General features: G+C 41.4%; 21 protein-coding genes and 1 tRNA gene. 13 read left to right on the top strand and 9 right to left on the bottom strand.

Annotated features, from left to right (window positions below; translation table 11 throughout):
- Nucleotides 1–29 precede the first annotated feature (29 nt).
- The 6 genes from S4054249_RS01795 to S4054249_RS01815 all read left to right on the top strand — a co-directional run bounded on the left by S4054249_RS01795 (nucleotide 30) and on the right by S4054249_RS01815 (nucleotide 6,442).
- Nucleotides 30–998 carry a TauD/TfdA family dioxygenase gene (locus tag S4054249_RS01795; protein WP_046355921.1) on the top strand — a complete coding sequence of 323 codons (969 nt, stop codon included), beginning with the start codon at nucleotides 30–32 and terminating at the stop codon, nucleotides 996–998.
- A 143-nt stretch (nucleotides 999–1,141) separates the two neighbouring features.
- Nucleotides 1,142–2,464, top strand: a complete 1,323-nt coding sequence (locus tag S4054249_RS01800) for a serine hydrolase domain-containing protein (protein ID WP_235611264.1) — start codon at nucleotides 1,142–1,144, stop codon at nucleotides 2,462–2,464.
- Nucleotides 2,465–2,678: 214 nt separating this feature from the next.
- The gene (locus tag S4054249_RS01805; protein ID WP_039607633.1) at nucleotides 2,679–3,242 is read left to right on the top strand and encodes a YcjF family protein; all 564 of its coding nucleotides are present in this window, start codon (nucleotides 2,679–2,681) and stop codon (nucleotides 3,240–3,242) included.
- 79 nt (nucleotides 3,243–3,321) lie between these two features.
- Nucleotides 3,322–3,498, top strand: a complete 177-nt coding sequence (locus tag S4054249_RS26460; protein WP_167354825.1) for a hypothetical protein — start codon at nucleotides 3,322–3,324, stop codon at nucleotides 3,496–3,498.
- 140 nt (nucleotides 3,499–3,638) lie between these two features.
- Nucleotides 3,639–5,243, top strand: a complete 1,605-nt coding sequence (locus tag S4054249_RS01810; protein ID WP_230851783.1) for a cyclic peptide export ABC transporter — start codon at nucleotides 3,639–3,641, stop codon at nucleotides 5,241–5,243.
- On the top strand, nucleotides 5,240–6,442 hold the full coding sequence (locus S4054249_RS01815; protein ID WP_080928338.1) for a prohibitin family protein: 1,203 nt from the start codon (nucleotides 5,240–5,242) through the stop codon (nucleotides 6,440–6,442). The genes S4054249_RS01810 and S4054249_RS01815 overlap by 4 nt, the downstream gene beginning before the upstream one ends.
- Before the next feature lie 245 nt (nucleotides 6,443–6,687).
- On the opposite strand, the gene S4054249_RS01820 is transcribed toward S4054249_RS01815, so the two are convergent.
- The 6 genes from S4054249_RS01820 to cutA form a co-directional block, all read right to left on the bottom strand.
- Nucleotides 6,688–6,764 (bottom strand) — tRNA-Ile (locus tag S4054249_RS01820).
- Nucleotides 6,765–6,952: 188 nt separating this feature from the next.
- Nucleotides 6,953–8,293, bottom strand: a complete 1,341-nt coding sequence (accC, locus tag S4054249_RS01825) for an acetyl-CoA carboxylase biotin carboxylase subunit (RefSeq protein WP_046355924.1) — start codon at nucleotides 8,291–8,293, stop codon at nucleotides 6,953–6,955.
- 20 nt (nucleotides 8,294–8,313) lie between these two features.
- The gene (gene accB, locus S4054249_RS01830) at nucleotides 8,314–8,775 is read right to left on the bottom strand and encodes an acetyl-CoA carboxylase biotin carboxyl carrier protein (protein WP_046355925.1); all 462 of its coding nucleotides are present in this window, start codon (nucleotides 8,773–8,775) and stop codon (nucleotides 8,314–8,316) included.
- Between the two features lie 19 nt (nucleotides 8,776–8,794).
- Entirely contained in the window at nucleotides 8,795–9,256 is a 462-nt protein-coding gene (aroQ, locus tag S4054249_RS01835) for a type II 3-dehydroquinate dehydratase (RefSeq protein WP_046355926.1), read from the bottom strand.
- A gap of 217 nt (nucleotides 9,257–9,473) precedes the next feature.
- Nucleotides 9,474–11,309 carry a protein-disulfide reductase DsbD gene (locus tag S4054249_RS01840; RefSeq protein ID WP_046355927.1) on the bottom strand — a complete coding sequence of 612 codons (1,836 nt, stop codon included), beginning with the start codon at nucleotides 11,307–11,309 and terminating at the stop codon, nucleotides 9,474–9,476.
- Nucleotides 11,309–11,629 carry a divalent-cation tolerance protein CutA gene (gene cutA, locus S4054249_RS01845; RefSeq protein WP_046355928.1) on the bottom strand — a complete coding sequence of 107 codons (321 nt, stop codon included), beginning with the start codon at nucleotides 11,627–11,629 and terminating at the stop codon, nucleotides 11,309–11,311. The genes S4054249_RS01840 and cutA overlap by 1 nt, the downstream gene beginning before the upstream one ends.
- A gap of 243 nt (nucleotides 11,630–11,872) precedes the next feature.
- On the opposite strand from cutA, the gene S4054249_RS01850 reads away from it, so the two are divergent.
- The 3 genes from S4054249_RS01850 to groL all read left to right on the top strand — a co-directional run bounded on the left by S4054249_RS01850 (nucleotide 11,873) and on the right by groL (nucleotide 14,568).
- A complete protein-coding gene (locus S4054249_RS01850) occupies nucleotides 11,873–12,406 on the top strand; it encodes an FxsA family protein (protein ID WP_046355929.1) in 534 nt (177 codons plus the stop codon).
- Nucleotides 12,407–12,572: 166 nt separating this feature from the next.
- Nucleotides 12,573–12,860, top strand: coding sequence for a co-chaperone GroES (locus S4054249_RS01855; protein WP_023400700.1), 288 nt, complete (start codon nucleotides 12,573–12,575; stop codon nucleotides 12,858–12,860).
- A 58-nt stretch (nucleotides 12,861–12,918) separates the two neighbouring features.
- On the top strand, nucleotides 12,919–14,568 hold the full coding sequence (gene groL / locus S4054249_RS01860; protein ID WP_046355930.1) for a chaperonin GroEL: 1,650 nt from the start codon (nucleotides 12,919–12,921) through the stop codon (nucleotides 14,566–14,568).
- A gap of 870 nt (nucleotides 14,569–15,438) precedes the next feature.
- On the opposite strand, the gene S4054249_RS26465 is transcribed toward groL, so the two are convergent.
- On the bottom strand, nucleotides 15,439–15,603 hold the full coding sequence (locus tag S4054249_RS26465) for a hypothetical protein (protein WP_155401377.1): 165 nt from the start codon (nucleotides 15,601–15,603) through the stop codon (nucleotides 15,439–15,441).
- A gap of 604 nt (nucleotides 15,604–16,207) precedes the next feature.
- Between S4054249_RS26465 and S4054249_RS01865 the strand changes: the two genes are divergently transcribed.
- Together S4054249_RS01865 and S4054249_RS01870 are read left to right on the top strand one after the other, a co-directional pair.
- Nucleotides 16,208–17,323, top strand: a complete 1,116-nt coding sequence (locus S4054249_RS01865; RefSeq protein WP_052960946.1) for a hypothetical protein — start codon at nucleotides 16,208–16,210, stop codon at nucleotides 17,321–17,323.
- Nucleotides 17,324–17,859: 536 nt separating this feature from the next.
- Nucleotides 17,860–18,477 carry a hypothetical protein gene (locus S4054249_RS01870; RefSeq protein ID WP_046355931.1) on the top strand — a complete coding sequence of 206 codons (618 nt, stop codon included), beginning with the start codon at nucleotides 17,860–17,862 and terminating at the stop codon, nucleotides 18,475–18,477.
- 20 nt (nucleotides 18,478–18,497) lie between these two features.
- On the opposite strand, the gene S4054249_RS01875 is transcribed toward S4054249_RS01870, so the two are convergent.
- On the bottom strand, nucleotides 18,498–19,004 hold the full coding sequence (locus tag S4054249_RS01875; RefSeq protein ID WP_046355932.1) for a hypothetical protein: 507 nt from the start codon (nucleotides 19,002–19,004) through the stop codon (nucleotides 18,498–18,500).
- 488 nt (nucleotides 19,005–19,492) lie between these two features.
- Complete coding sequence (locus S4054249_RS01880) at nucleotides 19,493–21,646, bottom strand: winged helix-turn-helix domain-containing protein (protein ID WP_046355933.1); 2,154 nt, start codon at nucleotides 21,644–21,646, stop codon at nucleotides 19,493–19,495.
- 255 nt (nucleotides 21,647–21,901) lie between these two features.
- Here S4054249_RS01880 and S4054249_RS01885 point away from each other — a divergent pair, with 255 nt between their 5' ends.
- Both S4054249_RS01885 and S4054249_RS01890 read left to right on the top strand, forming a co-directional pair.
- Nucleotides 21,902–22,741 carry an alpha/beta hydrolase gene (locus tag S4054249_RS01885; protein ID WP_080928339.1) on the top strand — a complete coding sequence of 280 codons (840 nt, stop codon included), beginning with the start codon at nucleotides 21,902–21,904 and terminating at the stop codon, nucleotides 22,739–22,741.
- A 40-nt stretch (nucleotides 22,742–22,781) separates the two neighbouring features.
- Nucleotides 22,782–24,011 carry a serine hydrolase domain-containing protein gene (locus S4054249_RS01890; RefSeq protein WP_046355935.1) on the top strand — a complete coding sequence of 410 codons (1,230 nt, stop codon included), beginning with the start codon at nucleotides 22,782–22,784 and terminating at the stop codon, nucleotides 24,009–24,011.
- Nucleotides 24,012–24,879 lie beyond the last annotated feature (868 nt).

The raw sequence follows: 24,879 nt of genomic DNA on the forward strand, positions 1-24,879 counted from the left end.
TATCTTACCTAGTTAAGGATGGGAATAGAATGGACCAGTTACTAGCGCTCGACAAAGAGGACACGAGGACCGAGTTGGATAGTTTTGTGCATGATCTTTCAGCGCACAAGCAAAGCGGTTTGGCTTGGGTGAAAAGCCACATTGAAGAAATTAATGAGTGGGTGGATAGAGATGGAGTGGCTTTGCTGCGCGGTTTGAACATTGTGAGCACCAACCAATTCAGTACGATTTTGGAAGCAATTTTTGGCGAGCAACTCAGCCAGTATATTTATCGCTCTTCACCACGCACAGCACTGAGAAACAACATCTATACGACCACAGAGTACCACGCTGATCAGGTTATTTTGCAGCACAACGAAAATGCTTACTCCAATTGCTGGCCATTGCGCATGGGTTTTTTCTGTGTGGTGCCTGCTAAAACAGGCGGTAACACGCCGCTCGCTGACAGTCGTTTAGTGTATCAGCAATTGCCTGTGGCACTTCGAGAAAAATTTGAAAAACTGGGTGTGATGTATATTCGCAACTATGGCGATATTGATTTGCCTTGGCAGGAGGTTTTTCAAACACAGAGTAAAGAAGAGGTTGAGGCGTACTGCTGGAAAAACGATATTATTTTTGAGTGGAAGTCTGATAACCACTTACAGACCAAGCAAATCCGCCCTGCTGTTGCGACCCATCCGCAAACGGGTGAAAAGGTTTGGTTTAATCAGGCGCATTTATTTCATTGCTCAAGTATCGACAATCAATTGCCTGAGTCAATGCGAGAAAGTATCGGGCTTGAGAATTTACCGCGCAATGCCTACTACGGAGATGGTAGCGAGATAGCAGCCAGTGATATTGCCATCATCAATGAGGTATATCGCTCACTGACTTTTGCTTATCAGTGGCAGCGCAATGACATTATGCTGCTCGACAACATGTTATACACCCATGGTCGAGAAGCGTATACAGGTACCAGAAAGGTGCTGGTGGGCATGGCAAAAGCAGCATATGGGTAGGTAACAGGCTTTATGCGCAATTTTCGTGTCGAGAACGGGTTTGTTAGTAGTAAAGAAGTTGGCAAAGTAACTAAATAACGCTAGGGAAACACACAATGAACGGGCTTTATCAGCAACAACTCAAGGTTTTATGCCTATGCTGTATGAGTTTACTACTAACCTCTTGTTTTAAAAACAGTGTGGCGAAAGACAATACGATCACGGCTGAGCAGATTGAAAAGTTTAAAGTCACGGTGAGTGACTACTGCGATAAAATGGTCTTTTTTGGCAGTATTTATATAACCTCAGGTGAAGAAGTGGTGTATGAGGCCAATTGTGGTCCACAAAACATTCAATATGATGTTGCCAATACCTCTGATTCTAAATTCCGCATTGGCTCTAATACTAAGGAGTTTGCAGCCGCTATTTTATTGCGCACGCTTGCAGGAGAGGATCTACACAGCAAAACGATCCGCGACTACTTGCCATGGTATCCAGACAACCAATGTGCGGATGTTTCACTGCACAATTTATTGAGTATGTCGTCGGGGATCAATGATTATAGTGCGAACCCAGAGGTGTTTTTAAATTGGGGGTGGCGGCCATATTTATACAATGACGTCACGAATTTAAATGGGCCTGAGGGGTTTAGCAATCGCTTTTGTACCTGCAAAGAACAAGATGATAAGCCGAGTTTTGAGCCAGGTTCTAAATTTGACTATAGCAATTGTAACTATTACATAATCGGTAACATTCTCGAGCAATTAGCTGCAGGCAAGCAAGGTCAGATCGATTCGAACTTTTATTTTAGAAATATCGTCAAAGAGCAAATATTAGACCCGCTCGATATGCAAGACAGCGGCACATTCAATGCCATTGGCATAGTCGAAAATATGACCACTGGGTATGTGTTTGACCAAAACCAGTATTTACCGCTCACGACTGGGCGTCCACCAGAAACAGGTGGTCCGCCACCGTATGAAAATATCTTTAAAAACCCTTACAGTAATCCACTGGTGCTCTATTCCGCGGGCGATATGTACTCCACAGTGAAAGATATGTCGAAGTGGGATCAAGGCTTGTATGGGGATACGATATTAAATGAAGCACAAAAAGAAATGGCGTTTGCACCTTATCAAAATACCCAAAGCGAAGATGAGTGTGAATACTTTGGCTACGGTTGGTTTGTAACCTATATCGACCCCAATCAGTATGGCAAAGTGCCAGACTGTCCGGATGATCCTAACAGCACCAATTTGAACAAATACGAGAAGTTCTTGCAGTACTCTGGCAGCTACCCGTATTCATGGGTGACCAGTTTTTCTCGCTTGTTAGAGCGTGACCAAACTGTGATGGCTTTTAGTAATTACAATAAAACTGGGTATGAATCTGATTGTATCGCCGAAGAGCTGCGCAACATTATTTTTTATAACGATCGGCATCGTACACAGCAGTGCCAAGAAGTATTGGATGGCGCGACAAATTAAGTAACGTAATCAAATCAGTAAAAGGCTGCCTGCATTAGAGTGTTGGGTGAAGTGTGTCTCTGTACTTTTGTCGGCCTTAATAAGGAATTTCTGCAATTTCCCGTGGAATTGCAGTGATAAGGGCAAGTAAATGCAAAGTTTAATGATGTTTAAACACTTCGCATGAACTTGGTGGGTTCACAACTGTTTAAATCTACATCATAGAGGATGAATTATGACAGCGACAAAAACAGCAAAGGACGACAAGGCAAATGAAGCGAATGCTTCTGCTACGGAGCCGCAAAGCACTGTAGTTCAGGCAGAAGACCGAGCAGCCGTGGCGCAGATCATTGTCGATAAGTACTCTAAATGGTCGTTTGGTTCTGGGTTAATCCCAATTCCAGCGGTTGATTTAGTGGCTTTGACGGGTATCCAAATGAAGATGATTGGTGAAATTGCCAATGTGTATGGCCAATCATACAGCGACAATAAACTGCGTGGCACGGTCAGTGCTGTGATCGGTGGTTCATTTCCGCAAACGCTTGGGGGGGCTGGTTTAAGCAGCTTCTTAAAAGCAGTGCCGGTAATTGGAACATTGAGTGCAATCGCATTTATGCCTGTAGTATCTGCCGCATCTACGCATGCCGTAGGTAGCACGTTTATTCGTCATTTTGAAAATGGTGGCACTTTAATCGACCTTAATCTTTCTAGCATTAAGGGTGATATTGCAGATATTGCTGCGAAATATCGCAAAGATAAAGGTAATGCCAGCACACAACCGAGCAATGCCACTGTGTAACCACAGTGGCTGAACCTTGATAAACCAACAGGCTAACTGTTGGTTTATTTCTCAACATTGGGCTTTTGAGGAGGTCATTATGATAGTGGCATTGTATTTGGTGTTATGTATTTTATCGGGTTATTGGGGACGCAATACCTTTGCAGGACCGGTGGGTTTTTTTCTGATTTCATTATTTTTGACACCGATAGTGAGCTTATTGATGTTGCTGCTCACCCAGGGTCGTAACCCACAGCAAGAAAGTGAGGACGACTAGCTTTAATTTAGATTAAGTGCGCTTGGCGATATTTATCGCTGTAAGGCTATTTAGCCGATAACAAAAATGATAAGAAAATCAAAATGGTATTATACGATTTAATCAGTCGGAATATAAAAATAAAGAAAAGGACTTTCGTGATGTTGGGCTGTATCTCTGGCCTTGCTAATGCGTTAGTCCTTGCCTTGATAAATAACGTGTCGGAGAACATTTCAGATATCCACAAAGAGAATCATATTCTCTATTATCTGGTGTTGTTTATTCTGACCATTTCTATTTATGGTCTGACGCAGCAAAGGTTGATGACCAAAGCCGCTAAAATGGTGGAAAAAGCCATTGATAGGCTGCGTGTTGAGTTATTTGAATGTGTGCGTCATACCGAGTTATCCACCCTTGAAACCATAGGTAAAGAGCGCATTTTTAATACGCTTAGCAAGGAACTGCAAACCATTTCGCAGTCGGCACAGCTGTTTGTGATCATTGGTCAGTCGATCAGCTTAGTGTTTTTTACCTCTTTATACATTGCTTGGCACTCGTTTGTGGCGTTTTTGGTTATATCTATTTTAATTTCAATGGGGGCCAGTATTCACCGCCTTCGCGCCAACGAAATTCAACGCAATATGCAGTTGTCATTTGAGAGCGAAAACAAGTTGATCCAGCGCTTATCTGACTTGTTAGATGGTTTCAAAGAAGTGAAGCTGAGCGTACCGCGAGCTGATGACTTAGAACACGAATTTGTCATGGACTCTGCGCGGGCTAAAAAAGCCAAAACCACCACACAAACCTTATTCGCCACTGATTTTGTGCTCTCGCAAATTACCTTTTTTGCCGCCACGGGGGCTATGGTGTTTATTGTGCCTAGCCTGTCACATGTATACACAGATGTAGTGATCAAAGTCACCACGGCGTCATTGTTTTTAATTGGCCCTATTACCAGTATTGTCGGCGGGATCCCAATTTACACCACCGCAACGGAAGCGGCGCAAAACGTACTGACTTTGGAAGAAGACCTCAAACGCGCAAAAGTGGATAATTCAAACTTAGATACAGAGCACTTTTCCTATGTACATAATTTTGATGAGTTGAAACTCGAAGGGGTTTACTACCAGCATGGTCAAAAAGGTGGTGACAGGCCGTTTTTTGTTGGTCCTGTGGATTTAAGTTTGAAGCGCGGGCAGGTCACTTTTATTACCGGTGGTAATGGCAGCGGTAAAACCACATTTATTCGTATGTTAACTGGGTTGTATGAACTGCAAGGCGGGCAAATATTAGTAGATGGCCAACCGATTACAGATAACCTCAAAGAAGCCTATCGCAGCTTATTTACAGCGGTGTTCGCTGACTTTCATTTATTCAAGCAACTTTATGGCATTCACCATACTAGCCAAGAAGAAATCGATGATTGGTTGGCGTTTTTAGAGATGAATACCAAGGTCAAAGTCGTGGATGGGGAGTTCAGCAGCATTGACCTATCTTCAGGTCAGCGCAAGCGATTGGCACTTTTGAGCACTATTTTAGAAAACCGACCCATTTATATCTTTGATGAGTGGGCGGCGGATCAGGACCCTATTTTTAGGCGTAAGTTTTATGAGCAGGTGCTGCCAAAACTTAAAGCTCGCGGTAACACCGTCATTGCCATCACCCATGATGATGCGTATTTCCACTTGGCCGATGTGCACTTAAAAATGGTCGAAGGACAGTTAATGGAACACCATGAAGTTGAGGGTAAAGGAGTAACATCATGAACATCATTCTCCCTTCTGATATAACGCTGACGATTATTATTAGCGCCATCTTGGCGATAATCATATCGAATATCTTGATGCGCTTGCTTAAGCGTTATCAACCTAAATTGAGACGACGCATTTTATCTTGGCGCTTTCGCGCAGGTTTGACCTTGTTGATTGCGATTTTTTTGGTAATAGCGCTTATTCCAGTGATTTTTATCAAAGTCGATTCGGGTGAAGTGGGAGTACTTTGGAAGCGCTTCGGTGGCGGTACCTATTTGGATGCACCATTACATGAAGGGACGGTATTGGTGTTTCCATGGGATACGCTCACCATCTACTCTAGCCGCTATCAAACTGCACATACGAATGTGTATGCCATCACCAATGAGGGCTTGCGGATCACCCTAGATATCACAGTGCGTTATCGTCCTGAAGTGGACTTTATCCCCTATTTGCACAAGTTAGTCGGGCCAGATTATGTCGATGAAATCATCCTCCCAGAGGTGAGCTCTGGGGTGCGCATGATTGTATCGCAATATGATGCCGAGCAGGTGTACGGTAACCAGCGTAAAGAAGTGCAAGAAGAGTTACTTGGACAAGTGCTTAATGAACTGGAATTAAAAGAGAAGTCGATGCTGCGCCAAGAGGCAAAAAGCATGGCGGGCCACCACTTGGTGAACTTAGATGATGTACTGATCAAACGTGTTGATTTGCCTGACAAAGTACACAGTGCGATCATTTCCAAAGTAAATCAAAACTACATTTTAGAAGAATATAAAATGCGTGTTGAGGTCGCGAAAAAAGAAGCGCTGCGCAAAGAGGAAGAAGCCAAAGGTATTGCGCTTTTCCAAGAAATGGTCAGCGATGGTATTTCTGAAGCCTATCTTAAATGGCGTGGTATTGAAGCCACCATCGAGCTGGCAAAATCGAACAATGCCAAAGTGGTGGTGATTGGCAGTGGCAAAGATGGCCTACCGCTGATTTTAAATACAGAGAGTAGCCTGACGCCGCAAAACAGCAGCTTTAAAGAAACCCACAAGCCAGGTGAGCTAAAAGCAGAGCTGGAGAACTCAGGAGAAATACGCGATAAAGACGACTATTTAAATGGCGTAGATAAGTATGGTCACAAGTTAAAGCCAGACCTGCGCCAACCAGACAAAACCCTCACGGATAGATCGCTGCAAACCGGCGAACCCATGGAATATTTAAAGTAGAGACTAAAGCGCCTCTGGTAAAACAGGGGCGTTTTTTTTCGTTGGTTCAGTCTCATTGTTGGAATAGAGAGCTCTTATAAAAACATTATTGAAAGAGTCAAATATGTGCTTTTTTGTGTCTGCTTAGACACTAATATGACACTTTAAGGGCGTTTGACACGACTTTGACACTCTGTAAATTAAATATGAAATGGTTGGTGTTTATACTATAAGAGTTTGATTTCAAGGGAGTAGTTTGGTGAAAATGGTGGCCCCACCTGGACTCGAACCAGGGACCTACCGATTATGAGTCGGGTGCTCTAACCAACTGAGCTATAGGGCCATTTTCAGCGATTGTGTGAAAACAATCTTTTGAAGCGCTGGCAGTATATGAATTTTTGCGCCGCTTGTCACTAACTAAAGTGGAAAAATATAACTTATCTTGTTCAATTGATTAATAAAAAAGCAGAAAAGTGCTGCTTTGAAAAATAAAAAAGCCGGTATAAACCGGCTTTTTTACGAAAACATCTATTACAGACCGAGTTTCTTCTCTAGATAGTGGATGTTTGTACCACCATTTTGGAAGTTTTCATCTGCTAAGATCTTCTTGTGTAACGGTGTATTTGTTTTGATACCGTCAATCACAAGTTCGTTTAATGCATTACGAGCACGGGCGATTGCAACGTCACGGTTTTCACCATAAGTGATTAATTTACCGATCATTGAATCGTAGTGCGGCGGTACTGTGTAGTCAGCATAAATGTGGCTGTCCCAACGAATACCTAAGCCACCTGCAGGGTGGAAACGCGTGATTTTACCTGGAGACGGAATAAACGACTCTGGATCTTCAGCGTTAATACGACACTCGATAGCGTGACCTTTGATCACAACGTCATCTTGTGTGATTGATAGAGGCTGACCGGCAGCAATTTTTAGCTGCTCTTTGATTAGGTCAACGCCTGTAACCATTTCAGTTACTGGGTGCTCTACCTGAATACGTGTATTCATTTCGATGAAGTAGAATTCGCCATTCTCGTATAGGAATTCGAATGTACCTGCACCGCGATAACCGATTTCGATACATGCACGTGTACAACGGTCACCGATGAACTTACGCATTTCTGCCGTGATACCTGGTGCTGGCGCTTCTTCCACTACTTTTTGGTGACGACGCTGCATTGAACAGTCACGCTCACCTAGGTGAATTGCATTGCCTTGACCGTCAGCAAGTACCTGTACTTCGATGTGACGTGGGTTTTCTAGGAATTTTTCCATGTAAACCATGCCGTTGCCGAAGAACTGCTGTGCTTCAGTTTGCGTCAGTGCGATTGAATCTAGTAACTCGTCTTCTGAGCGAACAACACGCATACCACGACCACCGCCGCCGCCTGCTGCTTTGATGATAACAGGGTAACCGATGCGCTTAGCGATTTGCACGTTGCGCTCGTTGTCTTCTGTCAATGGGCCATCTGAACCTGGTACACACGGTACGCCAGCTTTACGCATTGCTTCGATTGCAGAAACTTTATCACCCATTAGACGAATTGTGTCGCCCTTTGGACCGATAAAGATAAAGCCACTTTGCTCAACTTGGTCAGCAAAGTCAGCGTTTTCTGATAAGAAACCGTATCCTGGGTGGATAGCAACAGCGTCTGTTACTTCTGCCGCAGCGATAATGCGAGGAATATCTAGGTAACTCTCAGACGCAGCTGGTTTACCGATACAAATTGTTTCGTCTGCAAGTAGAACGTGTTTAAGGTCACGGTCGGCAGTTGAGTGTACTGCAACCGTTTTAATCCCAAGCTCCTTGCAGGCACGCAATACGCGAAGTGCAATTTCACCTCGGTTTGCAATGACTACTTTATCTAACATAGTGTTTGCCTTCTTGGGAATTATTCGATGATGAACAGTGGCTGATCAAATTCTACTGGCTCGCCGTTTTCAACTAGGATAGCTTTAACAGTACCAGCCTTGTCAGATTCGATCTGGTTCATCATCTTCATCGCTTCAACGATGCAAAGTGTGTCGCCAACGTTTACTTTTGTGCCAACTTCAACGTATGCCGCAGCTGTTGGAGAAGACGCAGAGTAGAAAGTACCAACCATTGGAGATTTAACTTGGTGACCCGCAGGTGTTGCTGCTTCTGCTGGTGCGTCAGCTGCTGGTGCCGCCGCAGGTGCTGCTACTGGTGCCGCTGCAGGTGCTGGTACTGCGAATTGCTGAGGCTGAGCCAGAACCGGTGCACTGCTGTGACGGTTAATACGTACTGATTCTTCACCTTCGGTGATTTCTAGCTCTGCAATACCTGATTCTTCTACTAGTTCGATTAGTTTTTTAATCTTGCGAATATCCATAACTTGGCCCGCCTGTTAGTTAATTTGAGTTATCTTGTTTGCGTAACTGGTCCATAGCTGCCATTAATGCAGCTTGATAGCCAGTTGCACCTAATCCACAAATGACGCCTTTCGCTACATCCGAGAAGTAGGAGGTATGTCGAAATGGCTCACGTGCGTGCACATTAGAAATATGCACTTCATAAAATGGGACGCTGATACTGAGCAACGCATCGCGCATGGCGATACTGGTATGTGTGAAAGCCGCTGGGTTGATAATAATACAATCCACTTTGCCATAATGGTCATGGATGGTATTGATAAGCTCTGCTTCACTGTTGCTCTGAAAATGAGTCAGCACCACATTGTGTTGTTCTGCGCACTTTGTCAGTGACTGCATTATCTCTGCTAAGGTCTGTGTGCCATATTTATCAGGCTCGCGACGGCCCAACATGTTCAAATTTGGACCATTAAGTACTAAAACCTTAAAATCTGCTGACATAATGCGTGAAATTCCTTTAAATGGAAAATAACGAGACTTTTTGTCTCTTGCTGTGTCTAACTTAAGCGCTTGCGCGATAAATAGCAAATATTTCTCACGTTCGTGAACTATTATAGAGTGTTCGAGGTAAATAGCAGCAAAATACTGGTCTAATCAGAGATAAAGTACAGCCTACTTAAGTCTGTTGCTTAAATAGGCTGTAGGAAGAGGGGAGGATTTATTGGTAATTACGTACTTTACGTAGGTGATCTGCAAAGTCTTCCGCATTCATAAAGCCAGTTACGCGCAGTTCAGGGATTTCATTGCCTTGTTCGTCGAAAAACAGCATGCTTGGTAAGCCGAATACGGTAAAGAACTCCATAATCTCAAACGTGGTATCATTACTTTCAGTTAAGTCGAGCTTTAATAATTCAAAATGTTGAAACTCGGCTTGCACTTGTGCCTCTGGGAAGGTGTATTTTTCAAACTCTTTACAGGCCACACACCAATCCGCGTATAAGTCGACTACAGCAATCTTGCCTTGTTGATTGGCTTTGGCAACTTCGCTGTGTAGTCCATCCAGCCCTTCGATAAGACGGAATTTTTTCTCTTCCATGACACCTGCAGCAACACTAACCTGTGGTTGTGGTGCAGGGAAAAGCACAGACTTTGCCATAAAGAAGGCACTGACAAACAAGGTCATCGACAGCGCCCATAAGAAGGTTTTGCCCTTACCTTGTGATTGCGCACTTTGCCAATAATGTAGATATAGCGCTGTGGCAATGGCCAATACTGAAGCCAGCATCACAATAATGTCAAAGTCTAAGATGCGCTCGAGTAAAATAAGTGGCACAAACAGCATTAAGAAACCGAACAGCGTTTTCACTTGCTCCATCCAGCCGCCAGCTTTCGGGAGTAACTTACCGCCGGATGTACCTAATAATAGTAGAGGCAGCCCCATACCCAAGCTCAGCGCATATAAAGTTAACCCGCCAACAAGGTAGTCGCCACTTTGCGCAACATATAAAAGTGCAGCAGACAGCGGCGCTGTGGTACAAGGACTGGCGATAAGGCCCGACAAGACACCCATCATAAAGACGCCGGTATAATTGCCGCCTTTTTGCTGATTACTGATCTCAGTCAACTTGCTCATCATGCCGCTTGGCAGTTTTAGCTCAAACCAACCAAACATGGCAAAAGCCAAAATGACGAACAAAATACTGAAGCTAATGAGTACAGCTGGATGCTGAATATAGCCTTGGATATGACCACCAAAATAAGCCACAACGAGCCCCAGGGCAGCATACGTGACTGCCATGCCTTGCACATACACAAATGACAATGAAAATGCTTTTTTGGTAGACAGGTTTTGTTGACCCGCAATGAGACTAGACAAAATCGGGAACATTGGGAATACACAAGGTGTGAAAGCCAATAAAATACCGACTAGGAAAAACGCACCTAAGTTGGTGACAAAGCTTTGCTGTGCCAATTTATCACTGAATGACAGCTCGCCTTCATCATTACTGCTCACTGTTTGTGGTTGTGATACAGGTTTAGACGCCGTTTGCTGTGTGTTTGCGTCACTTTCAACTTGCTTAGGGACCGTATTCGTTGCACCGGCGATCGCAGTGAGTGGGATCTCGATGATCTCAGGTGGGTAGCATAATCCAGCTTCTGCACAGCCTTGATAGCGAATTTTAACCACGGCATCGTGGCCAATATTGCTCAGCTTCGAGACCACTGAAAGCTCATCAAAGTATACTTCGGTGCGGCCAAAAAACTCATCTTCAATCATTTTACCTTTACTTAGCTCAGGTACTTTGATGTCTGCGTCTTTGGCAATGAACTCCAATTTATGTTTATAAATATAGTAACCTGGCGCAATATCCCAACCAGTGAATAGCACAGAACCTTGCTGGTCAAAATCAAACTCAAAGGCTTGATCAACCGGTAAAAATGTTTGCTGTTTTGGTTCTAATAAGCTGTCTAAGACCGAGTTATTGGCCACAGCCTGAAAGCTGCCTATAAATAGCAGCGTTATAAAAGAAAATAGTAGCGTCGTCAGTCGCATTAATTTAGTACCTCTTCCATCCAGTTAAAATATTGCTGCGAACCATCAGTGACTTCAATCACTTGTACTTCAGGCACGTCGTAGCTGTGCTCAGCTTGGATCGCATCAATGACGTTACTAACCAGTGCGGATGTTGTTTTGACTAGTAGTTTAACTTCTTCATCTTGGGTGACTTTTCCCTGCCACATGTAGATTGACTCTATTTTGGGCAAGATGTTCACACAAGCGGCTAATTTATTTAAAACTAAATGCGCCGCGATGTGGCGGGCATTGTCTTGACTATCACAAGTCGTCATGACCATTCTATACGGGGTACTCATCGTGTTTTTGCCGACTAAGTTAGTTGTGCCCTTATAGTAACGAATGACAACATGGATCCCAAGGAGTGCTCGTTGAGTTGCATTGATATACTCTGAACTTTCAAACTCGGTTTTGTTCTAACAAAGACTTTTGATGTAAAACCGATGCAGTAAGTCATCATTAGAGTGCAATTAGATGCAGACTGTAAGCTTGAAATTAGACCTGACAAGCCATACATCTATTTCAGTTTATTTGGAGAATCTATGTTTAAAGTTCTTTTTTTGTTATTTATTGTCGTGCCCATTGTTGAAATTGCGCTGCTTATTCAAGTCAGTGATGTGATTGGTGGGTTTGCTACCATTGCGCTGGTCATTGCCACAGCAATTTTAGGTGCAAAATTGGTCAAGCAGCAGGGACTGGGCGCGTATTCTAACGTGCAACAACAGATGGCGTCAGGTAAGTTACCTGGGCAAGACTTGTTTACAGGGCTGTGTGTGATCATCGCAGGTGTGTTTTTAATGACACCGGGGATCATGACTGATGCCATAGGTTTTATGCTATTAACTCCAGTAATTCGCGAAAAAATAGCCAAAACACTGATTGAGCAAGCCAGTGTGAAAATGCAAAGCTCTGCGCAGAGTAGTATGTTTGGGCAAGGTTTTGGCCAATCTCAAGCACATCAAGATGCACAGTCTCACTTCGAAGAGCAGAAATTTGACCCGTTTGAGCGTAAAGCGCCGAAGTCAGAATCGCAATCATCGACCACCATTGAAGGTGAGTATCAGAGAAAAGATTAAAATTTTTTAGTTTTTTCTCTTGGGTTTTTAATATCCACCCCCATCTAGAATTTCAAGTTACAAATTAATCCAGAGAGTCGTGTTAGCGCCGTTAGTCGGGCCGCGGCTCACTCTGAGTAAACAGATTATTCTGTCCTTGTTCAGAAAAGTTAGGAGAACTAAATCAATGAACATTCGTCCTTTACATGATCGCGTTATTGTTAAGCGTCTAGAAGAAGAAACTAAATCTGCTGGCGGTATCGTATTGACTGGCTCAGCAGCTGAAAAATCAACTCGTGGTGAAGTTGTTGCTGTAGGTAATGGCCGCGTGTTGGACAGTGGTGAAGTAAGAGCACTAGAAGTAAAAGCAGGTGACACAGTTCTATTCGGCTCATATGTTGAAAAGACTGAAAAGATCGAAGGTCAAGAGTACCTGATCATGCGTGAAGACAATATCTTAGGTATTGTTGGCTAAGCATTAGCTTGTAACAAAAATAGCAGCTTTAACGAAAAGAATTTAGAGGAATAAAAACATGGCAGCAAAAGAAGTTCGTTTTGCAGGTGACGCTCGCACTAAAATGCTTCAGGGTGTTAACGTATTAGCTGACGCAGTAAAAGTAACACTGGGTCCTAAGGGTCGTAACGTAGTACTTGATAAGTCGTTCGGCGCACCAACTATCACTAAAGATGGTGTATCTGTAGCGAAAGAAATTGAACTTGAAGACAAGTTTGAGAACATGGGCGCACAGATGGTTAAAGAAGTTGCGTCAAAAGCGAATGATGCAGCTGGTGACGGTACAACGACTGCAACGGTTCTTGCGCAAGCAATCGTAAACGAAGGCCTTAAGTCTGTTGCGGCGGGCATGAACCCAATGGACCTTAAGCGCGGTATCGACAAAGCTGTTGTTGCAGCAGTTGAAGAGCTAAAAGCACTTTCTGCACCATGTGCTGATACAAAAGCAATTGCACAGGTAGGTACTATCTCTGCAAACTCTGATAAAGAAATTGGTGACATCATTGCAGAAGCAATGGAAAAAGTAGGTCGTGAATCAGGTGTTATCACGGTTGAAGAAGGTCAATCTCTTGAAAATGAACTAGACGTTGTAGAAGGTATGCAATTTGACCGCGGTTACCTATCTCCTTACTTCATCAACAACGCTGAAAAAGGCCAAGTTGAGCTAGACAACCCACACATTCTACTAGTAGACAAGAAAGTATCTAACATCCGTGAACTACTTCCTACACTAGAAGGTGTGGCTAAGACAAGCAAGCCACTACTTATCATTGCTGAAGACCTTGAAGGTGAAGCACTTGCAACACTAGTTGTGAACAACATGCGTGGTATTGTAAAAGTTGCTGCTGTTAAAGCTCCTGGCTTCGGTGACCGTCGTAAGGCAATGCTACAAGACATCGCTATTCTAACGGGCGGTACTGTGATTTCTGAAGAAATCGGTCTAGAGCTTGAAAAGGCAACACTAGAAGACCTAGGTACAGCTAAGCGTGTTGTTATCACCAAAGATGACACAACTATCATCGATGGTGTGGGTGAGCAAGCAGCTATTGACGGCCGCGTTTCACAAATCAAAGCACAAATCGAAGAAGCAACGTCTGACTACGACAAAGAAAAACTTCAAGAGCGCATGGCAAAACTTGCTGGCGGTGTTGCAGTCATCAAAGTTGGCGCAGCAACTGAAGTTGAAATGAAAGAGAAGAAAGACCGCGTTGAAGATGCACTACATGCAACTCGCGCAGCGGTTGAAGAAGGTGTGGTACCAGGTGGTGGTGTTGCACTAGTTCGTGTTGCTAGCAAGATTGCAGGTCTTGAAGGCGAAAACGAAGATCAGAACCACGGTGTTAACGTTGCACTACGTGCGATGGAAGCGCCACTTCGTCAAATCGTTTCAAACGCAGGCGACGAAGCATCAGTTGTTGTTAACGCTGTAAAAGCAGGCGAAGGTAACTATGGTTACAACGCAGCAAACGGCCAGTACGACGACATGATCGAAATGGGTATCCTTGACCCAACTAAAGTAACGCGTTCTGCACTACAGTTCGCAGCATCAGTAGCGGGTCTTATGATCACAACTGAAGCCATGGTTGCTGAAATTCCAAAGGATGAAGCTGCTGCTGCACCAGATATGGGCGGCATGGGCGGTATGGGCGGTATGGGCGGTATGATGTAATCATCCCCAGCTCATAAGCTAATACGAAAAACCCAAGCAATTGCTTGGGTTTTTTATTTTACTGATTTTTGTCACTTAGCGGCTTGTCTGGGTGACAAATATACTTGGCATGCCAATGTGTGAGTTCTGGTTAGTTATTTGAGGTTATTATCCGTGTTTTTCTCTTTCATTCTTAGGCCGGTCTTATAAATAATTACACAGCCTAAGTTGCTTATGTTTTTAAAGGCTAGGAAGACTAATCAAATAGCTTGTTGTCTTTCGAGTCGCTCAGTGTCAATTTTGGATGCTATGAGCAATAATAGGACAACGTCACAAATTATAGCTCTTAATGGGTATATCAAAATTTCATAGTTATCATAAACTAAAGTCAAACTTGGAAAAAAACTTGCAATATTTTTACTAATGCCCAGTTGTTCTAAATGCCTCAGTAAGTTTCTATGAGTGCGAGCCAAAGTACTAGGGTAATAATACGATACAATCCAGTTAAAATACCTTCTGCATGAGTCATATTGACATCATTAAATTTGTCACTATTGGTAAAAGCCAGTAGTTTTCGTGATAGATATGTTCGTAGAATTAAAGCCTTTATCGTTATATAGCAAATGAATATTTGTATACTGAATATTAAAGAGCACCTATATAGTAGGAATATTCCTTTGATGAGAGCTAATCAATATGATGCAATATTCTAACAATGCTGCTATCAACACTATGCCACAAATATGAATCACATTTATATTGTCTCTTTTTATAAACATAACAGCAGCTGTTAAGCCAAGTATTGACAACACATAAGCGTCAGCATACTGAATTGAGATGAATGTGGTCGCAGTCACGATAATAGCTTACCAGTTAAATGCGTTTATTTAATCACTCTAGCTCATAAATTATAGAAGTTGTTGGATTAGACAGAGGAATTTTAATACTTTTGGGGTCGGTAGGTTTAGCTGTTCCAGTGCCACCTGAAATAAACATTGTTTGCTTCTGAGTTAATTTCTTAAGGCTGCGTTTTTTTAGATTAGGCTTACTATTCATTCTCAATTCCTTTTATACATTTCTTAGCGATTAAAATAATTTTTTAATATACACTGATTTTACAGTGTTTTAGTTTTTTTAAAAATAAATTTCATATAATTTAATCAAGAATTAAAAAGTAATTCAGTGGCATTCTAGTGGTTTTATTTTTTCGTTTTAGATTAGTATTGCTAGAAATAAAATAAATCGTCTCCAGCTATCATATAGTCATTTCATCAGTCACGGCTTTTTACTCTTTTTAAGTTAAAGTGTACTTAACATTTCGTGGTGTAGTTAAGTGTAATTTTCTAGTATTTTCAGAGGCCGTAGAACAAACATCCTTTGAATTTTCAGCTGTTTTTATGGTTTGTAAATTAACTTTTATGAATGAAATCGAGTGCAAATTAATTGGCTATGAACTTTAGTATCATGGCTAGTTTTCATCCTCTAGATTTCGTGCTAATTAAGTGTTAAAAATAATGATTAAACAAATGGATAGATCCCTAAAAATCTCCTAGCTCATGCGCACTTGTATGGTATCTAGAAGGTCTGACTTGTGTATATATCCCGCCTCTGAAACTAGAGAGAACGTTAAATTATAAAGTGGTTATAAAGAGAAGAGCATATGAAACTATCAACAGTGATTGAAGTATTAATTGCTTCGCCTTCAGATGTGTTAGAAGAGAGAAATACGGTTGAAGAAGTACTTCATTCTTGGAATTCTACATCTGCGGCTAAAGAAGGGATTTTTCTTAAACCCGTACGTTGGGAAAAAGATAGCTATTCTCAAATAGGCGATCGGCCACAAGAATTATTAAATAAGCAGATAGTTGAGAACGCTGATATTGTAATAGGAATATTTTGGACTAGACTTGGAACCCCAACTGGCGGTTTTTCATCTGGTACAGTTGAGGAAATTCAGCAGTTTATCGGTAAAGGAAAGCCCGTTGCAATATATTTTTCGGAGAAACATTATAACCCGTATGATTTAGATACTAATGAATTTAGTAGGCTGAAAGATTTCAAGTCTCAGATCCAGAGCAAAGGTCTTTATAAACATTTCAGAAGCCTTGAACAGCTAAAGCAGATAATATCGTTTGATATATCAAAAATCGTTTCTGAAATACAAAAAACTTCAAATGTAATTGGAAGTTTCTACTCTGGATTTCCCAGAGTAGAATTAAACAATTTAATGAAGCATAAAGCCTCATGGCAAAAGTGTTTTGATAGACATCAGGGTTCATACATTGTCTACAATTTTTTACAGCCAAACCCAGCAGAGCCTTTAGATAGTGATAATGACGTAAAAGTAGCCGCGGCTCTTTTGTCTTTCAAAGAGCTAACTTCAAATGGGATAGCGTTTGAATGGATTAACCCATACAAGTTAGAGCATGAGCAAGACTGGAGAGCCTTCATATATAAAGGCGTCGCTTTACCCGCTGGAGAAGCATTTATAAATTTATATGCAGATCAGGTGAATTCCGATTATGAGTGTTTGAGTGCTACAGTGCAGTATTCACCAATCTATCCTCCTTCGATAATAACGGGGCAGATGATAGCAGTTGGAGTGAATACTGATAGAAATGTGTTTAGGGTTGGAGGTGCAGGAATTGCTCTTGCTAGAGTTTCAGACATGCCTCCAGATATATCTGAGTGGTATGGTCGCAAGCTAGGCTTTCTATCCAGAGAACAAATTCCAGATAATATATGGAATAACATACCTAAGGTTTACTCTAGGTAACTAGCTTATAAACTTGCATGTTGTTAGGCTGATTCTAGGTTATGCCTTGAGCTGGCTGTACAGTCAGATGTCAATCCATGTCCGTTAGAGGAACATGGCTGCGTTTCCGATAAGCCTAAATCAATTAATTGAGATATCAACTACTGTATTTACTAAGAACTAAACAGCTAATTGAAAGTGAATATTATATCTAATTATTATAAAAAATAGGCCATAAAGTAGGGGAACACTGAAATGAACACCGACCGATTTTTGTAATTTAGCCAGTCATTTTTAGGTTGGTGAATATATTTATGTTTGTCTTGTTATTACGAGTGTTATTTATTCTAGAGTGGTGGTTATTAGACGCGATGTCTTTATTTCATTGATTTAGAACTCATGCTATTTCATAGTGATTTGTAACGTGTATGGAAATTAAAAAGGTACAGATTCAATAAAATGCTTAGGTGAGTTTGAGAGCATACATAAAATTTGGCTTAGTGCTAAAGTAAAATAGGAATAATGCCGATACAAAGGCAATACAAAAAGGAGCTTTTATGACTATTAATTTTAATATCCATTCGTCGTTAACGACATCCACGCAAGCACAGTCCCACTCAGTGTCTTTAAAAACGCAATCAGAGTCTGCTGAAGTAAAGCTTGTTGAAGAACAATCAGCATCTGACGATTCGTCGCCTATTGCAGTATTTTCAGGGGATGCACCGGGAAATTCACCATATAGTGCGCTTTTGAATCCCGAAGGTTTTGATTTCGATAATATGTCAATTAATGAATTTCACGGTATTGTGGATGCAATTCGAACATTGGAATCGGATATGACTCGTGCAAGTGGATTCACTGGCAGCTTAAGTGGTACTTTTTGGGAAGAGGTAATGGATGTCAAAGGGTCGTTGGAAACCATCGATTATACTTTACGTGACTTCACCGCTGACGAAAAAATTAATATTACTCATTTTTTTGCAGAGCATGTTGAAGGCGCTGCGCAAATGGAAAAAGAGAATTACCGCTCATTTCACGGTGTATTAGCGAATGCAAAGCAAACTCAACACACAGCTCATAAAATCATTTCCGAGTCATTTATAAAAGATTATCAAGAAAAAGCAGTGGCATTTTTACAAAGCCAAGAAACCAAAATAGTGGATACGCAGGCCTAATTGGCCTGCGTTATGTTTAATTAATTTTCGCGGTATTCGTATCGTACGCCACCACGTGTACCGGTACCACCGCCATTGTTTCTTAATTTAAGTATATAGCTGCCTTGAGAAAGGTATCGACCTATGTGCGTACCACTGTCGATTACTCTTCCGTCACGATATAATAGTAACTCCATATCATGGCCGTCATAATTTCTCTCTATCGTGAAAGCATAGGAGTTACATGAGCTTCCAAAACTCGAAAAGCGGGTGAGGGTCACTTCTTGATCTATTTTGGCACTTGCATATTTTGTATATTTATAAGTTTCGCATCGTCCCCACTCAGGGTTTAATTCAGCAGCTCTTTGATTTACATCTAGCTCACCACTTTCAGATCTGTCTAACAGCTCTGCCATGGTAATACCTTCAGCTTTGGCCACTGCTTCAGCTCTTTTGGTTAATTCTCCTTCTACCAATGCATGAGTCATTGCCGACGTGCCAACGAGTGTCGCTAATATAAGTGATTTTAATAAATTGGTAACTTTCATAATATTCCTTGTTTTTTAATTTGTTTTATATGAAGTGTAAAAGGTGAAAGATTTTGTTACTTGACTCCTGAAAGCCCTTTCTCAGAATCAAACACATAAAAAACATTAAATGATCTATATTTTAATTACAATGTAATTTTATTTTGTGGTAATTAATTTTTATTGATTATTTAATTTATTAAAAATTTAATGGGTTTTTATATTTTTCTTTTTTGTTTTGGTTGTTGGTTTGATGTTTTATTAATTTGTGTTTTGAATTGGTTTTTAACTTGTTGTGGTGTTTTTGGATTTTATATTTTTGTTTTTTAGGGTGTTATTTAATTAATTTCTTCATGGCGGTGACGGTTTTGGTGGTGGCTCTTAAGCTTGTATAACGCTGCATGTTTAAATTGCGTTATATAAAGGTTTAATTTTTGTTTTTATTATGCGGGCAGTAAAAAATAATAAACCAAGCAAATACTTGGCTTTCGGGTTTGTGAGTCATTTAATTACTGGCTTAGAGTCAGCTCTACAAGCTCTTTTTTAGCATTTATGCGCAATGAAATTAAAGCGATCGAGTCACGCACGTCGGTAAGGTAATCGAGAGTTTTGGGAAGTGTCATGAGCTTTGTTAGTTGCTGTTGCTCAAGGTGATACCGCCAAAGCTCAAACTGCTCATTAATCCCATATATATGGTTGTTATCAAGCACGAAACGTTTATCACTACCCTGAGCAACGAGTGCGTCTATTAAGGTATCTTCTATACCACCGGTCTGCCAAAATCGGTCAAGCTGATCAGTGTAGATAATATGCCCATTGCTCATACGCTGTGCCCAATTGACTGGCGAATCTTTGAGTACAGTAAAAGTTAATTCGGATAAGTTGAGTTTGGCAAATTTAAGCAGCCCAGCCACTCGGATGTTTGCAAGCGCAGTGTGCTTACGACTATCCCAATGAAATAGCTGGTCAATTGGTACTGTGTAAGGGAAATGTTGGCTGGTGCCATCTAGTGAAAGTTGGTACAACTCCTTGTTTGCGTTGGTTAGAATACGCTTTCCATCTTGGCTCCAAGCTAGTCCGTCAATATAGTTATCCATTGCAAAGTTCGACAATTGCTGAGTAGTTTTACCATCACTAACCCAAACTTGATCAATACCCGAACGCTGGGAGCGAAAAGCTAATTTTTTGCCATTGGGCTGAAAGACTGCGCTGCCTTCTGAGGAAATAGATCGTTCGATGATATTAAATTGGGTTTGATGATGATCTTTATGCGCTTCGTTTACTTCTGGAGCTGACCCTGCTATTTGCAGCGATGCAATATCTCGGTCATAAAAGCCTTTGATGACCAATATGCGATCCCCATTTGGATGAAAGCTAGGCGAGCCCATAGGTTCATCTAGAGGTAAACTGACTTTTTCAATATCACCGTCGTAGGAAAGTGTAAAAAACTGCCGGCCAGTACTAAATACCAGTTTTTCATCTAGGGGGGAGAAACTAGGAGAAATAAGGCGATATTTTGCGACTTCTTGAGGATATTGAATAGCCACTTTTGAACGTATTTCTCCTGCAGGAGTGACTAGTTGTAAGTGGTATTCACCATCTGTGTTTATAGTGGTGAGGGCGAGTAGGTTTTCTTGTGTGGAATAGGCATATGAAATGACGTTTTCGTTTTCTGAGCCATAAATGAGCTGGCTTTCTTTCGTTTCAATTGTATAGCGTATTAACTCCCATCTGGCTTGGTATTGTTGTAAAAGTGCAAGGTGGCCACCTGCCATCCAATTGGGGGAGCGTAGCCGGGAATGTTTACATTCCATGATACTTGTAGGCTGTTGAGGTGATATTAGCGACTGAGCAAAATCTAAGCTCATAAGCTGATAACACTGTTTTTGTGTGATGGGTTTTCTGCAATCTTGCTCTTGTACAAAGTAAAGAGTTTTACCATCTTCTGAGAAGGTATGTGTGCCGTTTGAGTTGAGTTGTTGTGTGAGCTGGAATTCAGCTTGAGTTTGGGTGTGTTTAGCCCAAATATTATTGATACACAGGCGGTCTTCATAACGATGAAAAACCACATAGTCGCCCTTGGGTGAATAGATCCCTGCATTTTCTCTGTTGTCTGTGGCTGTAAGCGCCGTGAGCTTTTCAACGTTAAAAGATTGTGGGTCTGGATGAAATATCAGTGCGATTGCACCTAAAGCGATGCAGCAACTTAGCGCGGTGAGTACTATTTTATGCTTACCAGCACTTTTATTTTGGCGAGGCGTCGCGGGCAGTTCGGGTGATATTGTTTGTTCGGTATGTGCATGGTTGGTAAGTGGTAAGTGGTTGTTTGTGACTACTGTATTACTATTATCCCACGTGACTTCAGCTTCTAAGCTATAACCTTGCTTTGCATGTGTTTTAATGAACACTTGTTCTTTGCCATCGTCTCCAAATGCTTTTCTAAGTTGTGCGATACTGCGCTGTAACGTATTAGGTGAGACGATAACGTCGTGCCATACTGCATCGAGCAGTCTGTCTTGACTCAATACTTTACCTTGATGCTGTGCTAAGACATTTAGCACTGCCAGCGCTTTAGGGGCGAGTGTCTGGGTATGATCTTGGTATTTAATTTGGTTTCTGGACAAATCGATATAAAAGTCGCCTACCCAATATTGTTGTTGCATAGTCTTTCCCACTGGTCGATGGCAGTTGTCATTATTATCTTATTCTGCAAAAAGCATGGTTAACATACGTAATTGATAGTGAAATATCAATTATAACCAATTGAATATTTTGCTATTTTATTCTTCATTGCAAAGTCAACGAGACGTCAGCAAGACATCAAGCATCTTGTTCCAAGCGCATTAATCTTATCTCTGAGCCAATCAACGATACATTGCTTTTTAGCCAAGTTTATAGAGTATAAATAACGAGGAACAATGATGAAAAAATTTGTGCAAGTATTGATATATATGATGTTGCCCATGTGGCAGTTACAAGCGATGGAGTTTGATGCATATACCACGCCCCAAACGCAAGTTGTGCCCATCGTCAGTTCGGTAAATGGTGGTCAATATGAACTGCTGGTCAAATTACCAGAAGGCTATGGAAAAGATCTAAAACGTCGTTACCCAGTTGTGTATTTCACTGATGCAGTATGGCAACTAGACTTGCTATCCGCAGCAACCACATTTTTAATGGATGATGCAATTTTAGTTGGGATATCTTGGCAAAAAGACATGCCGAGAGGAGACGGTAAGGTTGCGGTGCCGCACGCCAGCCGGTTTCGAGACTATACGGTGACTCCGTCAACGGACAAAGCTCGTCAGGCCAAATATCACTTTGGCCAAGCTGAAAAACATTTAGCCTTCATTCGCAATGACGTCATTAAACGGGTTGATACACTCTACAGAACCAAATCTGACCAGCGCGCATACTTTGGTTATTCACTTGGTGGTCAATTTGGGGTCTACGTCTTAGCTGCACAACCGGATACCTTCAATCACTACATATTAGGCAGTCCAGCTTTAGGTGGCAGTATGGACTATTTAAGCAATTTATTGAGTCAGCAGAAGCAACTTAAAGCAAATGTGTTTATCTCATATGGCGACCAAGAAGCGCGCCTTAAAACGCATGTTGATGTGCTGCTCTCCAAGCTAAATGCGCGTAAGCATAGTCAATTGTCTTTAACACATGAAGTGATGGAAGGAGATCATTCTCAAGCGGTACCAATGACAGCGGCTCGTGGAGTGTCATGGCTGTCGAAATTAACACAATAGAGTTTGTGTATAGAGATTGATTAAATGGAGGGAGGAGCTGATGAGAGTACCTTTTAACAAACTAGCTAAAAAAAAGCTGATCATATTGACTTGTGTTGTTACGCTGGCCGCCGCAACTATATCGGCTAAAGAAAATAATTCAGTAGTACTTATGGCAACGGCAACGGAGAAAGCGTTGCCCCACTCGGAGTTACCGAGTTTTAACGTGCCGTACATTAGCTTTTCACCAGAACAGCTAGGTGATGGCATCCAAGTTGGCAAATTTGATAGCTTCAATGCTGATAAAGCGAAGCTCAATGAGTTTGCTAAGAAAATAAATGTACAAACATTTGGAAAGTACGACAGTTTGCTGGTTGTGAAGGGTGATTCACTGATCTTTGAATCTTACTATTTACGGGGCAGAATTGATAAACCTCATCGCCAAGCATCAGTGACTAAAGCTATTTTGAGTTTAGCTATCGGTCGTGCCATTGCGCTTGGTCATTTAAATAAATCCGATCTGAACAAGCCTATAGTATCATTTTTTCATGATTTGAACCCAGCGCAGTTTTCATCGGGGGTGAAGAGCATTACTTTGCATCAAGTTTTAACGATGCGATCAGGGTTACGTATGGATGGTGAACGATTTGCAGCTGCAATTGAAAAGTTGGGAAAAAAAAGTACTCATGATCAGTTACAAGCGATATTGTCATCTTCATCACCAATTACGCCTTTGAGCCAAGTATTTAACTATCAAAGTGAAGATCCGGAGCTTGCAATGCTTGTGCTCAATGCGGTGGTACCAAATGGGGCCAAAGCTTTTATCGAAAAGGAACTTTTTCACAAGTTAGGGATTTTCAACTATCAGTGGCGAGAAGGGAGCTGCGGTTTACCCATAGGCGCATATGGTGCAGAGTTGACATCAAGAGATATGGTTAAATTGGGTTTGCTAGTTAAATCTGAGGGTAAATGGCAGGGTAAGCAGTTGCTCCCCAAAGCGTACTTAGCTAAATCATCCAATGAAATAGTCGCACTGAATGAAAGTGATATATTTTTTACAGGTAATAGGGTTAAAAATCCTGGGTATGGTTATTATTGGTGGCAAGCAGACATGCTTATTGGTAATAAACGCTATCTGACTCGCTCAGCACAAGGTGGGGGAGGGCAATATATTGTTATCATAGACAAGTTAGATTTAATGATAGTGACAACAGGCCATGAGCGTGATGAGCAAACAATGAAGGTGATTGCCGAAGAGTTGTTACCTTTATTTTTGCCACAAAATAGCTAAAGAACCTAATCAGGAATTTTGGTTCTGATTTTTATCATAGACACTTTGAATTGACCAGCCACGGTATGAAGTCTGGGTGTATGCACTTTACGTTGTGGTGCCCAGCTTTTAAGACATGCCCGAGCGTTGTTTATTGGTTTATTTGTTACCGCTTTCAGTTCGTAAACTCTCACCGTATTGACTAAGCCATCCTATGAAGTGCTTATTTAAACAGCGCCTCTGTGAATAATATGGTGGTCGCAAAAATCTGATTGTATTTAAGCTAATCATAACAGTCTCATAAACACACTGTTTTGTTTTTCTATCTTTCACAATATTGTGAATGATCTACCATTACATTTGTTAAATCTACCGCGCGGTATACGTTAGCTTAATTAATGATTATTGTTATTTGTTTTAACTAATCTGATTATGGCTTCGGTGCTCATTTTATGAATGGGCTTTACTCAATTTTACCTAGGTGAGAATATTATAATTTTTCGAGAGGTGGTTGGTTTTTTTAAACCTCCGAATAAATGGTAGTAAGATTTAATGCGTGCGCTTTTATTTCCACTATGTAAAATTTAAAGGTGTTTGGGTTTTGATTTGTATGGTTTTTTTAATTGTTAAGTCCTAGTGAAATATGATTAGGGGGGTATTTAAACTCATCGGTGATGTGCTTTACAGGTGTGGTGTAGCATATGGGTTAACTATCTCCAGTATCAAGTTTTAAATTAACGCTTTTTAGCCATGATGTACCAGGGTGATTAGCTGCCTGATTTTTTACAGGAGTTGCTAGTGATAAATCTAATTTATCTGCCAGATTTTTTAATTCAGGGTTAATGGTTTTTAGGAGGTTACATTGTTATTTAATAATTTTTATTTCAGC

Source organism: Pseudoalteromonas luteoviolacea, assembly GCF_001750165.1.
GTDB classification, from domain to species: domain Bacteria; phylum Pseudomonadota; class Gammaproteobacteria; order Enterobacterales; family Alteromonadaceae; genus Pseudoalteromonas; species Pseudoalteromonas luteoviolacea_G.

Excerpts from the sequence above, each read along its gene's own strand:
- S4054249_RS01795 (WP_046355921.1), top strand. The coding sequence starts at position 30 with ATGGACCAGTTACTAGCGCTCGACAAAGAGGACACGAGGACCGAGTTG.
- S4054249_RS01800 (WP_235611264.1), top strand. The coding sequence starts at position 1,142 with ATGAGTTTACTACTAACCTCTTGTTTTAAAAACAGTGTGGCGAAAGAC.
- S4054249_RS01805 (WP_039607633.1), top strand. The coding sequence starts at position 2,679 with ATGACAGCGACAAAAACAGCAAAGGACGACAAGGCAAATGAAGCGAAT.
- S4054249_RS26460 (WP_167354825.1), top strand. The coding sequence starts at position 3,322 with ATGATAGTGGCATTGTATTTGGTGTTATGTATTTTATCGGGTTATTGG.
- S4054249_RS01810 (WP_230851783.1), top strand. The coding sequence starts at position 3,639 with ATGTTGGGCTGTATCTCTGGCCTTGCTAATGCGTTAGTCCTTGCCTTG.
- S4054249_RS01815 (WP_080928338.1), top strand. The coding sequence starts at position 5,240 with ATGAACATCATTCTCCCTTCTGATATAACGCTGACGATTATTATTAGC.
- accC (WP_046355924.1), bottom strand. The coding sequence starts at position 8,293 with ATGTTAGATAAAGTAGTCATTGCAAACCGAGGTGAAATTGCACTTCGC.
- accB (WP_046355925.1), bottom strand. The coding sequence starts at position 8,775 with ATGGATATTCGCAAGATTAAAAAACTAATCGAACTAGTAGAAGAATCA.
- aroQ (WP_046355926.1), bottom strand. The coding sequence starts at position 9,256 with ATGTCAGCAGATTTTAAGGTTTTAGTACTTAATGGTCCAAATTTGAAC.
- S4054249_RS01840 (WP_046355927.1), bottom strand. The coding sequence starts at position 11,309 with ATGCGACTGACGACGCTACTATTTTCTTTTATAACGCTGCTATTTATA.
- cutA (WP_046355928.1), bottom strand. The coding sequence starts at position 11,629 with ATGAGTACCCCGTATAGAATGGTCATGACGACTTGTGATAGTCAAGAC.
- S4054249_RS01850 (WP_046355929.1), top strand. The coding sequence starts at position 11,873 with ATGTTTAAAGTTCTTTTTTTGTTATTTATTGTCGTGCCCATTGTTGAA.
- S4054249_RS01855 (WP_023400700.1), top strand. The coding sequence starts at position 12,573 with ATGAACATTCGTCCTTTACATGATCGCGTTATTGTTAAGCGTCTAGAA.
- groL (WP_046355930.1), top strand. The coding sequence starts at position 12,919 with ATGGCAGCAAAAGAAGTTCGTTTTGCAGGTGACGCTCGCACTAAAATG.
- S4054249_RS26465 (WP_155401377.1), bottom strand. The coding sequence starts at position 15,603 with ATGAATAGTAAGCCTAATCTAAAAAAACGCAGCCTTAAGAAATTAACT.
- S4054249_RS01865 (WP_052960946.1), top strand. The coding sequence starts at position 16,208 with ATGAAACTATCAACAGTGATTGAAGTATTAATTGCTTCGCCTTCAGAT.
- S4054249_RS01870 (WP_046355931.1), top strand. The coding sequence starts at position 17,860 with ATGACTATTAATTTTAATATCCATTCGTCGTTAACGACATCCACGCAA.
- S4054249_RS01875 (WP_046355932.1), bottom strand. The coding sequence starts at position 19,004 with ATGAAAGTTACCAATTTATTAAAATCACTTATATTAGCGACACTCGTT.
- S4054249_RS01880 (WP_046355933.1), bottom strand. The coding sequence starts at position 21,646 with ATGCAACAACAATATTGGGTAGGCGACTTTTATATCGATTTGTCCAGA.
- S4054249_RS01885 (WP_080928339.1), top strand. The coding sequence starts at position 21,902 with ATGATGAAAAAATTTGTGCAAGTATTGATATATATGATGTTGCCCATG.
- S4054249_RS01890 (WP_046355935.1), top strand. The coding sequence starts at position 22,782 with ATGAGAGTACCTTTTAACAAACTAGCTAAAAAAAAGCTGATCATATTG.